The 10,634-nt window shown below is 74.2% G+C and carries 12 protein-coding genes and 1 riboswitch; of the genes, 8 read left to right on the top strand and 4 right to left on the bottom strand.

Translation table 11 applies throughout. The features are described 5' to 3' along the window. The first annotated feature begins 107 nt into the window (after positions 1-107). The 8 genes from nrdR (at position 108) to thiL (ending at position 6,400) form a co-directional block, all read left to right on the top strand. Entirely contained in the window at positions 108-650 is a 543-nt protein-coding gene (gene nrdR, locus B351_RS0100980) for a transcriptional regulator NrdR (protein ID WP_019397190.1), read from the top strand. Positions 651-658: 8 nt separating this feature from the next. Next, the gene (locus B351_RS0100975; RefSeq protein ID WP_019397189.1) at positions 659-1,135 is read left to right on the top strand and encodes a GNAT family N-acetyltransferase; all 477 of its coding nucleotides are present in this window, start codon (positions 659-661) and stop codon (positions 1,133-1,135) included. Next, positions 1,132-2,229 carry a bifunctional diaminohydroxyphosphoribosylaminopyrimidine deaminase/5-amino-6-(5-phosphoribosylamino)uracil reductase RibD gene (ribD, locus tag B351_RS0100970; RefSeq protein ID WP_019397188.1) on the top strand — a complete coding sequence of 366 codons (1,098 nt, stop codon included), beginning with the start codon at positions 1,132-1,134 and terminating at the stop codon, positions 2,227-2,229. Before B351_RS0100975 ends, ribD begins: the two co-directional genes overlap by 4 nt. 95 nt (positions 2,230-2,324) lie before the next feature. Continuing rightward, positions 2,325-2,506: riboswitch (FMN riboswitch) on the top strand. A 144-nt stretch (positions 2,507-2,650) separates the two neighbouring features. After that, positions 2,651-3,271 (top strand): riboflavin synthase, encoded by a 621-nt coding sequence (locus B351_RS0100965; protein ID WP_019397187.1) that lies wholly within the window; start codon positions 2,651-2,653, stop codon positions 3,269-3,271. Continuing rightward, on the top strand, positions 3,268-4,362 hold the full coding sequence (gene ribB / locus B351_RS0100960) for a 3,4-dihydroxy-2-butanone-4-phosphate synthase (protein WP_019397186.1): 1,095 nt from the start codon (positions 3,268-3,270) through the stop codon (positions 4,360-4,362). The genes B351_RS0100965 and ribB overlap by 4 nt, the downstream gene beginning before the upstream one ends. Before the next feature lie 73 nt (positions 4,363-4,435). Next, positions 4,436-4,903, top strand: a complete 468-nt coding sequence (gene ribH / locus B351_RS0100955) for a 6,7-dimethyl-8-ribityllumazine synthase (RefSeq protein WP_019397185.1) — start codon at positions 4,436-4,438, stop codon at positions 4,901-4,903. Next, positions 4,900-5,370, top strand: a complete 471-nt coding sequence (gene nusB / locus B351_RS0100950) for a transcription antitermination factor NusB (protein WP_019397184.1) — start codon at positions 4,900-4,902, stop codon at positions 5,368-5,370. Before ribH ends, nusB begins: the two co-directional genes overlap by 4 nt. 55 nt (positions 5,371-5,425) lie before the next feature. Then, positions 5,426-6,400: a thiamine-phosphate kinase gene (gene thiL / locus B351_RS0100945; RefSeq protein ID WP_026010202.1), complete on the top strand. Its 975-nt coding sequence runs from the start codon at positions 5,426-5,428 to the stop codon at positions 6,398-6,400. A 6-nt stretch (positions 6,401-6,406) separates the two neighbouring features. Here thiL and B351_RS0100940 read toward each other — a convergent pair whose 3' ends face one another. The 4 genes from B351_RS0100940 to B351_RS0100925 all read right to left on the bottom strand — a co-directional run. Further along, a complete protein-coding gene (locus tag B351_RS0100940; protein WP_019397182.1) occupies positions 6,407-7,573 on the bottom strand; it encodes a MalY/PatB family protein in 1,167 nt (388 codons plus the stop codon). 37 nt (positions 7,574-7,610) lie between these two features. Next, positions 7,611-9,002: an FAD-binding oxidoreductase gene (locus B351_RS0100935; RefSeq protein ID WP_019397181.1), complete on the bottom strand. Its 1,392-nt coding sequence runs from the start codon at positions 9,000-9,002 to the stop codon at positions 7,611-7,613. Between the two features lie 30 nt (positions 9,003-9,032). Beyond that, complete coding sequence (locus tag B351_RS0100930) at positions 9,033-9,431, bottom strand: YraN family protein (protein ID WP_019397180.1); 399 nt, start codon at positions 9,429-9,431, stop codon at positions 9,033-9,035. Positions 9,432-9,441: 10 nt separating this feature from the next. Beyond that, a partial coding sequence (locus tag B351_RS0100925) for a penicillin-binding protein activator (protein WP_019397179.1) occupies positions 9,442-10,634 on the bottom strand: 1,193 nt, incomplete at its 5' end.

The following is a 10,634-nucleotide window of genomic DNA, read 5'->3' as shown; positions in this document are numbered from 1 at the left end:
GGGCGGTTGCCGCCCGGGACCCGGCGATGCCCGTGGCGGCGGCCGCCGCGGCCGGCGCGCCCATGGCCAGCAAGCCGCGCGCGGGCCGCGCCCGCTGAGGAACACCCATGCATTGCCCCTTCTGCCAGCACAACGACACCCGCGTGATCGACTCGCGCGTGTCCGAGGACGGCGCCACCATCCGCCGCCGCCGCGAATGCGAGGCCTGCGGAGAGCGCTTCTCCACCCTGGAAACGGTCGAGCTGAAGCTGCCGTCGATCATCAAGAGCGACGGCCGCCGCGAGCAGTTCGACGCCAAGAAGCTGCGCCAGGGCTTCGACCGCGCGCTGCAGAAGCGCCCGGTGGCCGAGGAACAGGTCGAGGCCGCGGTGCGCGCCGTGGTGCATGCGGTGCGCATGAGCGGCGAACGCGAGCTGCCGTCGCGGCGCATCGGCGAATTCGTGATGGACGAGCTGCGCAAGCTCGACCACGTGGCCTACGTGCGCTTCGCCTCGGTCTACCGCAGCTTCCAGGACGTGGACGATTTCCGCGAGGAGATCGAGAAGCTGGAGCGCGGCCTGCCCTCGAGCGAGCAGCTGCCGCTGCTGGAAGCGGCCGGCGTGGTCACGCCCGGCCAGGGGCGCGTCGCCGAACGGGCGAAGAAGCGCTGAGCACTCCGGTGCGCATCGACTGGCTCGCCGCGCATCCGCAGCACGCCGCTGCGCTGGCGGCGGCCCACGTGCGGGCCTTCGGTGCGCTGCTGCCGGACTGGACGGTGGCGCAGGCGCTGGCCGAACTGCGTGCGCACGACCGGGCCGCCACCATCCCCTCGACCCTGGTTGCCCTGGACGGGGCCGGCGACTGGCTGGGCTCGGTGAGCCTGCTGGCCGAGGACCATCCGGACATCCCGCAGTACTCGCCCTGGCTGGCCAGCCTGTACGTGCGGCCGGAGGCGCGCGGCGCCGGCGTCGGCCGCGCCCTGGTGGCGCGCGCGGTGGCCGAGGCCGGGTCGCTGGGCACGCAGGTCCTCCACCTGTACTGCAAGCCCGACATCGCCGGCTGGTACCGCACGCTGGGCTGGCGCGAGCACGAGCTGCTGCGCCTGGGGCCGCTGGAGGTGCACGTGCTTGCGATCGACTGCAGGGAACATCCATGAACGACCTCTTCGACGCCTTCGACCATGCCTGCATGGCGCGCGCGCTGCAGCTGGCCGCGCGTGGCCAGTACACCGCGCGGCCCAACCCCGTGGTCGGCTGCGTGGTCGCCAACGGCGGCCAGGTGGTCGGCGAGGGCTGGCATCCGCGCGCCGGCGAGCCGCACGCCGAGGTGTTCGCCCTGCGCGAGGCCGGTGATCGTGCGCGCGGCGGTACCGCCTACGTCACCCTGGAGCCTTGCGCCCACCATGGCCGCACGCCGCCGTGTGCCGAGGCACTGGTCGCCGCCGGCGTGGCACGGGTGGTGGCGGCCATGCGCGATCCGTTCCCGCGGGTCGATGGCGCCGGTTTCGCCCGGTTGCAGGCCGCGGGCATCGCGGTGGCATCCGGGCTGCTGGAGCGGCAGGCGCGCGAACTCAACCTCGGCTTCCTGTCGCGCTTCACCCGTGGCCGGCCATGGGTGCGCGTGAAGCTTGCCGCCAGCCTCGACGGACGCACCGCGATGGCCAGCGGCGAGTCCAAGTGGATCACCGGCGCGGCCGCGCGCGCCGATGTGCAGTGCTGGCGGGCGCGCAGCGGCGCGATCCTCACTGGTGCGGACACCGTGCTGGCCGACGACCCGGCCCTGACCGTGCGCCTGGGCGACGACACCCCGTTCCAGCCACCGCTGCGGGTGGTGCTCGACAGTCGCCTGCGCAGCCTGGCCATGCCCAGGGTGCGCGACGGCTCGGCGCCCACGCTTTACCTGCATGGCCCGGACGCGGTGCCGCCGCCGGGCCTGGACGCGGAGTTCGCCGTCGTGCCGCTGCGCGATGGCCACCTGGACCTGGAGGCCGCGCTGCGGCTGCTGGCGGCGCGCGACATCAACGAGGTCCAGGTCGAGGCAGGCCCGGCCCTGTGCGGGGCGCTGCTGCGCGCCGGCCTGGTCGACGAGCTGCTGCTGTACCAGGCACCGCTGCTCCTGGGCGATACCGCGCGGCCGCTGTTCGCGGGGCTGGGGATCGAGGCCATGGCCCAGCGCCTGCGCATGCAACTGGCCGAGTCGGTGATGGTGGGCGAGGACCGCCGCCTGCTGCTGCGCCCGGCCCGGGACTGAGCGCCCGCGACGCTGCGTCCCGCCGTTGCCGCGGGGCCTGGCGGGCAGGGTGGTAGAATCCCGCCGCCGGCCTGGCCGGCAGCCAGTACAGAACCAAACGTCTTCAGGGCGGGGTGGAATTCCCCACCGGCGGTAGGCGCCGTTCCCGGCAACGGGACAGGCGCGAGCCCGCGAGCGCCTCCGGCCATCCGGAGGGTCAGCAGATCCGGTCCAATGCCGGAGCCGACGGTTGTGGCGCGCAGGTCGCGCCCTAGAGTCCGGATGAGAGAAGACGCCGCGCCCGGCCGCAAGGACCGGGTGTGCGTGCTTTTTGCCCCTGGACGTTTTTCGCCATCGAACGCGGGAGACGCTCCATGCTGCAACCGACCACCCTCCTCCATGCCGCGCCGGCGCGCGCGCGTCGCCACGGAGGACTGCACTGATGTTCACCGGGATCATCGAGGGCGTGGGCCGCCTGGCCGCGCGCGAGCCGCGCGGCGGCGACGTCCGCTTCAGCTTCGCCACCGGCACCCTGCCGTGGCTCGGCTCCGGCGGCGGCGACGTGCGCCTGGGCGAGAGCATCGCGGTCAACGGCGTGTGCCTGACCGTGGTCGCGTTCGACGCGCAGGGCTTCCAGGCCGACGCTTCCACCGAAACACTGTCCCTGACCACCCTGGGCGAGCTGCCCGTGGGCGCGGCGCTGAACCTGGAGCGGGCCATGCGCCCGTCCGACCGCCTGGGCGGGCACCTGGTCAGCGGCCACGTCGACGGCATCGGGCGGGTGGTGTCGGTGCACGAGGACGCGCGCGCCCAGCGCTGGCGCTTCGCCGCGCCCGCGCCCCTGCTGAGGTACGTCGCGAAGAAGGGTTCGATCTGCGTCGACGGCGTCAGCCTGACCGTCAACGAGGTCGACGGCGAAGGCTTCGAGGTGGCGCTGATCCCGCACACCGTGGCCCATACCCGCTTCGCCGAAACGCGGGTGGGCGAGGCGGTGAACCTGGAGATCGACCTGGTGGCGCGCTACGTCGAGCGCCTGCTGGGCGCGCGCGGGGAGCCGGCATGAACTTCGCCACGATCCCCGAGCTGCTGGAGGAGATCCGCGCCGGGCGCATGGTGGTCATCGTCGACGACGAGGACCGCGAGAACGAGGGCGACCTGATCATGGCCGCCGAGCTGGTGCGCCCGGCCGACATCAACTTCATGGTCACCCATGCCCGCGGCCTGGTGTGCCTGTCGCTGACCCGCGAGCGCTGCGCGCAGCTGGGCCTGGCGCCGATGGTCCAGCGCAACACCGCGCAGTTCCATACCAACTTCACGGTCAGCATCGAGGCGGCCGAGGGCGTGACCACCGGCATCTCCGCCTACGACCGCGCCCACACCATCCGCACCGCGGTGCGCCCGGACGCCAAGCCCTCGGACCTGAGCCAGCCGGGCCACGTGTTCCCGCTGATCGCCCAGCCCGGCGGCGTGCTCACCCGCGCCGGCCACACGGAGGCGGCCAGCGACCTGCCGATGCTGGCCGGGCTGGAGCCGGCCGGCGTGCTGGTGGAGATCATGAACGCCGACGGCACCATGGCCCGGCGCCCGCAGCTGGAGGAGTTCGCGCGCCAGCACGGGCTGAAGATCGGCTCGATCGCCGACCTGATCGCCTGGCGCCTGGCCAACGAGCACACGGTCGAGCGGGTGGACGAGCGCGACATCGACACCGAGTTCGGTCCGTTCCGCCTGGTCACCTACCGCGACCGCATCGCCCACGAACTGCACTTCGCGCTGGTCCGCGGGGCGCCGGACCGCCACACCCCGACCCTGGTGCGCGTGCAGGTGGAGAACCCGCTGGCCGACCTGCTGCACTGGCGGCGCGAGGACTTCGGCGTGGCCGGCACCGACGCCCTGCGCGCGATCGCCGCCGAGGGGCAGGGGGTGATGGTGGTGCTGTCGGCCCCGCGCGATCCCGAGGCCCTGCTGGCGCGCCTGCGCGCCGAGCCGGAGGCCCGCCGCGATCCCAGGGACGTGGGCCAGTGGCGGCGCAACGGCGCCGGCGCCCAGATCCTGGCCGACCTCGGCCTGGGCCGGCTGCGGGTGCTGGGCATCCCGCGCCGCCAGGTCGGCCTGGCCGGCTACGGGCTGGAAGTGGTCGAGTACCTGTCGCCGTAAGCCGGCGGTCCCCGCGAACGGCCCCGGCCGGCCATGTCCGGTAAACTGTGCGACCCCTGAGGATCCCCGAACCATGACCCTGTACGAAGGCGACCTGCGCGTGCCTGCCGGCGCCCGCTTCGCGATCCTGGCCAGCCGCTGGAATGCGCGCATCACCGACGCCCTGGTGGCCGGTGCCCGCCGCAGCCTGGCCGACAATGGCGTGCCCGAGGACGCGGTGGATGTGGTCCGCCTGCCCGGCGCCTGGGAACTGCCCATGGCCGCGCGCAAGCTGGCCAACGCCGGCACCCACGCCGCGATCATCGCCCTGGGCTGCGTGGTCCGCGGCGATACCCGCCACTACGAGCACGTCGCCGACCTGTGCGCCGAGGGCCTGATGCGCGTGGCCCTGGACACCGGCGTGCCGGTGCTCAACGGCGTGCTGGCGGTGGAGCGGTTCGAGGATGCCGAGGCCCGCGCCGGCGGCAGCCACGGCAACAAGGGTGAGGAAGCGGCGATGGCCGCGCTGGAAATGGTCAACCTGCTGGAGCGCCTGCCATGAACCGTCCGTTCCGTTCCCGCACCGGCGTCGATCCGGTCCTGCGCGCGCGCGCGCGCCGCCGTGCGCTGCAGGCCATCTATGCCTGGCAGATCTCCGGCGGCAATGCGCAGCAGGTGATTGCCCAGTTCGCCCACGAGCAGGCGCACGAGATCGCCGACCTGGCCTATTTCGAGGACCTGGTCACCGGCGTGCTCGCGCACCGCGCCAGCCTGGACGAGGCCCTGGCCCCGCACCTGGACCGCGGCGTGGAGGAAGTGGACGCGATCGAGCGCGCCGTGCTGCGCCTGGCCGCGTACGAGCTGCTGCACCGCCAGGACGTGCCGTACCGGGTGGTGATCAACGAGGCGATCGAGATCGCCAAGCGCTTCGGTTCCGAGCACGGCCACACCTACGTCAACGGCGTGCTCGACCGCGCCAGCGCGCAGTGGCGCGCGGCCGAAGTGCAGGCCTCGCGCGGCGGCCGCTGAGCCATTCCCGGTGCGCGCCGCCGGCGGCGCGCCCGTCCTGCACGCCGGAGCCGCCATGGCCGAGTTCGACCTGATCGGGCTGATCCGCGAGCGCGCCGCCACGCGCGCCGACGTGCTGCTGGGCATCGGCGACGATGCCGCGCTGCTGCAGCCGCCGCCGGGCCATGCCCTGGTGGTGACTGCCGATACCCTCAACGAGGGCGTGCATTTCCCGGCCGGGACCGCGGCCGCCGATATCGGCTGGAAGGCCCTGGCGGTGAACCTGTCCGACCTGGCCGCGATGGGGGCGAAGCCGGCGTGGTGCACGCTTTCGCTCTCGCTGCCGCGTGCAGACGCCGCGTGGGTCGGGGCCTTTGTCGACGGATTCCTGGACCTGGCCGGTCGCCATGGCATCGCCCTGGTCGGCGGCGACACCACCCGCGGCCCGCTGTCGATCGGCGTGACCGCGATGGGCCTGGTCGAGCAGGGCGCCGCCCTGCGCCGCGACCGCGCGCGGGTGGGGGACGATATCTGGGTCACCGGCACGCCTGGCGAGGCCGCCGGGGCGCTGGTGCTGGGCGGGCATGTCCCGGGACCGGCGCCTGCCGGCGAGGTGGCATCAAGCGCGCGTGCGGCGCTCGATTCGCGCCTGGCGCGGCCCACGCCGCGGGTGGAAGCCGGCCGCGCCCTGCTGGGCCTGGCCCATGCCTGCGTCGATATCTCCGATGGGCTGCTGGCCGACCTGGGCCATGTCTGCGCGCGCAGTGGCGTCGGCGCCGAGGTGCGGCTGGATGCGCTGCCCGCATCGGCCGCGCTGCGCGAAGTTTTCGGCGACGCTTCACGGGTGCTGCAGGCCACCGGCGGCGACGATTACGAGCTTTGCTTCACCGCGCCGGCGAACCTGCGCGAACAGGTCCAGCTGGCGCTGGAGCAGGTGGGCGTCGACGCCAGCCGCATCGGCCGCATCGTCGCCGGCCAGGGCGTGCGCGCGCTGGATGCGCAAGGCCAGCCGTGGCAGCCGCCACGCGCCGGCTACGAGCATTTCGGCTGAGCGGCCTCAGCCGCGTGCATCCACCGCCGCGGCCATGCGCCGCACGGCTTCCTCCAGCAATGGGCGGGGCATGGCGAAGTTGAGCCGCACATGGCCTTCGCCGCCTGCGCCGCATTCGGCGCCATCGGTCAGCGCGACCTGGGCGTGGCGGCGGAAGAACTGCGCCGGTGGCTGGTCCAGGCCCAGCGCGCGGCAGTCCAGCCAGGCCAGGTAGGTGCCCTGCGGGGCGATGTAGCCGACCCGCGGCAGCAGTTGGGCCAGCAGCCGGCCCAGCAGGTCGCGGTTGCCGCGCAGGTAGTCCAGCACCGCCAGCCGCCAGGGATCGCCCTCGCGCCAGGCCGCGGTGTGCGCGACCACGCCCAGGGTGGCGGTGCTATTGCCGGCGAAGTGGCCGATGCGCCGCCACACCTCCAGGTCGGCAGGGTTGGTGAACACCAGTTGCGCGCATTTCATCCCGGCCAGGTTCCAGGCCTTGGACGCGGAAACAGCGGTGATCGCCTGGCGTGCGGCTTCCCCGCCGAGCGAGGCATAGGGCACGTGCTGCGCGCCGGGATACACCAGTGGCGCATGGATCTCGTCGGCGAACACGCGCGCGTCGTGGCGGGCGACGACCGCGGCGATGCGCTCCAGCTCCTTGCGCGGGTAGACCTTGCCGATCGGGTTGTGCGGATTGCACAGCAGCAGCATGCGCGCGCCGCCGGCCAGCGCGGCCTCCAGCGCGTCCTCGTCCAGCGTCCACTCGTCCCGGCCGCGGTGCATGGGCACCGGCACCACCGGGTTGCCGAGCAGCTCCAGCAGCGGCACGAACGGCATGTAGCACGGCATCGGCAACGCCACCGGCGCGCCCGCCGGCAGGAAGTGGCGCAGCGTGATCTCCAGCGCGGCCAGCACGTCCGGTACCGCGCGCACCTGCGCAGGCTCCACCTCCCAGCCATGGTGTGCGCGCTGCCACTGCGCGCAGGCTTCGGCCAGGGCGCGCACCGGCGCGGCGGAGAGGTAGCCGAGCTGGCCGGCTTCCACCGCATCGTGTAGCGCCTGGCGGATCGGCGCGGCCACGCCGAAGTCCATTTCCGCGACGAAGGCGCCGATGCAGTCGGGGAAGGCGCGCCACTTCAGGCCGCCGGCCTGGCGCAACTGCCCGATGGTGATGCGGTCGAACTGGCTGGTGTCCACGCGTGCTCCTTGCCGGCCAACGATTGCGGGTGCTGTTTCAGCCGTGCGCCGGAGGCAGCACCTTGCCCGGGTTGAGGATGCCATCCGGATCCAGCGCCGCCTTCACTGCGCGCATCGCCGCCAGGGTGGCCGCGTCGAAGGCGCGGTCCATCCAGTTGCGCTTGGCCACGCCGATGCCGTGCTCGCCCGACAGCGTGCCGCCCAGGGCGATCACCTGCGCGAACAGCGCCTCCAGCGCCGCATGCGCGCGCGCGTCCTCGTCCGGGTCCTCCGGGTGGTACATGATGTTGACGTGCAGGTTGCCGTTGCCGGCATGGCCGAAGGCCACGATCGGCAGCGCATGCTCCGCCGACAGCGCCTCGACCGCGGCGACCAGGTCGGGGATGCGCGACACCGGCACCACCACGTCCTCGTTGATCTTGCCCGGCGCGATGCTGCGCAGCGCCGGGGAGAGCGCGCGCCGCGCGGCCCACAGGCGGTCGCGTGCGGCGCCGTCCATGGCCACGTCCAGCGACAGCAGGCCTTCGCCTCCGGCGGCATCGGCCAGCGCCTGCAATGCAAGCGGCAGGGTGTCCTCGTCGCCGTCGGCCTCGACCAGCAGCATGGCGCCCGCGTCCGGCACGTCCGTGCCGTTGCGGCGGAGCAGGGCGATCGCACTGCGGTCCATGAACTCGAGCATCGCCGGCACCTGCGGCTGGCGCATCAGCCGCGAGACCGCCGCGGCGGCGCCGGCCGCGTCGCGGTAGAACACGCGCAGGCCGGCCTGCGCCTTCGGTCGCGGCAGCAGGCGCAGGGTGGCTTCGACGATCAGGGCCAGGGTGCCTTCGCTGCCGACGATCAGGTGGGTGAGGTCGTAGCCGGTGGCGTCCTTGGTCCAGGGGCCGCCGCAGCGGATGACCTCGCCGGTGCCGGTCACCGCCGCCAGGCCCAGCACGTTGTCGCGGGTGGTGCCGTATTTCACCGCGCGCGGGCCGCCGGCATTGCAGGCGAGGTTGCCGCCGATGGTGCAACGCTCGGCGCTGGAGGGATCCGGCGCCCAGAACAGGCCGTGCGGCTGCAGTGCCTGCTGCAGGTCGCCGTTGAGCACGCCGGGCTGGACCACCGCGCAGCGGTCGTCGGGGCGGATGTCGAGGATCCGGTCCATGCGCGCGAACGAGACCACCACGCCGCCGGCGAACGGCACCGCGCCGGCGGCGGTGCCGGTGCCGGCGCCGCGCGCGACCACCGGCACGCGATGTGCGCGGCAGGCGCGCACGATCGCGGCCACCTGTGCCGTGTCGGCGGGCACCGCAACCGCATCGGGCAGGGCCTGGCGCCGCGAATCATCCTCGCCGTGGGCGCGGCGCGCGGCCTCGTCGGTGCGCCAGCCCTGCGGGCCGAGCAGGGCGGAAAGTTCGGCGTCCAGCGCCGCGGGCAGGGCGGTTGTCATCCCGGGATTGTAGGCCGCAGGCATGGCGGCTCAGGCATCGTCCGCGCGGAACGCATCCTTGAGCCAGCGGATCGAGGGCGCCGCCGGATCGCCGCTGGCCTCGGCCACGTCGAAGCGGCAGGGGCAGTCCGCCAGCCGTGGATGGCCGGCCAGGTACAGCTGCGCGGCGCGGACCAGGCGCCGGCGCTTGCCGGCATCGACCGAGGCCAAGCCGCCACCGAAGGCGGAGCCGGCGCGGTAGCGCACCTCGACGAACACCACGGTGGCGCCGTCGCGCATCACCAGGTCGAGCTCGCCGCCGCGGTAGCCGACATTGCGGTCCAGCGTACGCAGGCCGGCGGCTTCCAGCCGCGTCCGCACCGCGGCCTCCACCTGGGCACCGCGGGCGCGGCGGTCGACCTGTCCGGAGCCCGTCCCTGGGCGCCGCATGGGGCCGGCCTCAGTTCCCCAGCGGGACCGGCTGGCCGCCGCTGAAGGTGGCCCAGGCCGGCTGCCGCACCACGTTGCCGAAGCCATCCAGGCGCAGGTCGCCGGTGGCGCCGCGCAGCTGGCCGTTGGTGCCGGACAGCAGGCTTTCCAGGTAGGCGCTGATGCGCCAGGCGTCGTAGCCGAAGGCGAACAGGCGCGCGGCCGGGCCGCGCGCGGTCGGCAGCATCTCCGCCGCGCGGCTGGCGCCGGGCAGGCCGGTGGTGCCGCGGGTCGCCCAGGCCTCGGTGGGATAGACGATGCCGTCGAGCACCGCGTCCTCCTCGGCGCGACCGGTGCCGGAGGCCAGCTGCGAGGTGCCGACCCGGGTGCGCGCAGCGAACCCGGCCAGCGCCAGCTGCGGCGCCAGCGCCCGCGCCTGCGGGCCGCGCACCGCCAGGAACACGCTGTCCGCGCCGGCGGCCGCGGCCTCGACCAGGGCGGCACCAAGGTCGCCCGGCTGCTCGCCCACCGACAGGGTGGCGGCGATGTGGCCGCCGCGGTCGGCCAGCCGGCTGCGGAAGGCTTCCACCGCGCGCAGCGCGTTCTCGTCGCTGCCCGCCAGCACCAGCACGTTGCGGCGCTCGCGCGCCAGCAGGTAGTCCGCGGCCGCCAGGCCATCGTCCTCCGGCGCCAGCGAGAACATCGCATGGCCCGGCGGCGGCGGCGCGTCGCCGCGGTTCAGCGCCAGGCTCGGGACTTCCAGTGCCTGCCCGCGGAACACCGCGCCGACCTCGTCGCGGCCCAGCGGCCCGACCACGAAGTCGCTGCCCTCGGCCACCGCGCGCGCATAGGCCGCCTGGGCGCCGGCGGGCGTGCCGGCGGTGTCGTAGAACACGACCTCCGGGCGCTGCCGGGTTTCGCCGTAGTAGCCGGCCAGCAGGCCATCGCGCACCGGCGCGGCGGCGGTGGCCAGCGGTCCGCTCAGCGGCAGCAGCACCGCCAGGCGGCGCGGCGGGCGGTAGCCGTCGGCGGCGGCCGGCGGGCGCGAGTCGAAATTCCAGCCCTCGCCCGGATCCAGCGGGCGCGGCAGCGGCAGGCCGCGCTGCACCATGGCCCGGGCGGCAAACTTGTACAGCGGATCGCCGGCCGGCAGCGCGGCGGCGAATGCGCCCAGGCCGGCGTCGTCCAGCGTGCCCAGCAGGCGGTCGATCTGGCGGCGGTTCT

It is taken from the genome of Pseudoxanthomonas sp. GW2, from assembly GCF_000283075.1.
Taxonomy (GTDB): Bacteria; Pseudomonadota; Gammaproteobacteria; order Xanthomonadales; family Xanthomonadaceae; genus Pseudoxanthomonas.
This window is presented reverse-complemented; position numbering and strand designations above follow the sequence as displayed.

Bases quoted from the DNA above. Each gene is read 5' to 3' on its own strand.
- nrdR (WP_019397190.1), top strand. From the start codon at position 108: ATGCATTGCCCCTTCTGCCAGCACAACGACACCCGCGTGATCGACTCG.
- ribD (WP_019397188.1), top strand. From the start codon at position 1,132: ATGAACGACCTCTTCGACGCCTTCGACCATGCCTGCATGGCGCGCGCG.
- B351_RS0100965 (WP_019397187.1), top strand. From the start codon at position 2,651: ATGTTCACCGGGATCATCGAGGGCGTGGGCCGCCTGGCCGCGCGCGAG.
- ribB (WP_019397186.1), top strand. From the start codon at position 3,268: ATGAACTTCGCCACGATCCCCGAGCTGCTGGAGGAGATCCGCGCCGGG.
- ribH (WP_019397185.1), top strand. From the start codon at position 4,436: ATGACCCTGTACGAAGGCGACCTGCGCGTGCCTGCCGGCGCCCGCTTC.
- nusB (WP_019397184.1), top strand. From the start codon at position 4,900: ATGAACCGTCCGTTCCGTTCCCGCACCGGCGTCGATCCGGTCCTGCGC.
- thiL (WP_026010202.1), top strand. From the start codon at position 5,426: ATGGCCGAGTTCGACCTGATCGGGCTGATCCGCGAGCGCGCCGCCACG.
- B351_RS0100935 (WP_019397181.1), bottom strand. From the start codon at position 9,002: ATGACAACCGCCCTGCCCGCGGCGCTGGACGCCGAACTTTCCGCCCTG.
- B351_RS0100930 (WP_019397180.1), bottom strand. From the start codon at position 9,431: ATGCGGCGCCCAGGGACGGGCTCCGGACAGGTCGACCGCCGCGCCCGC.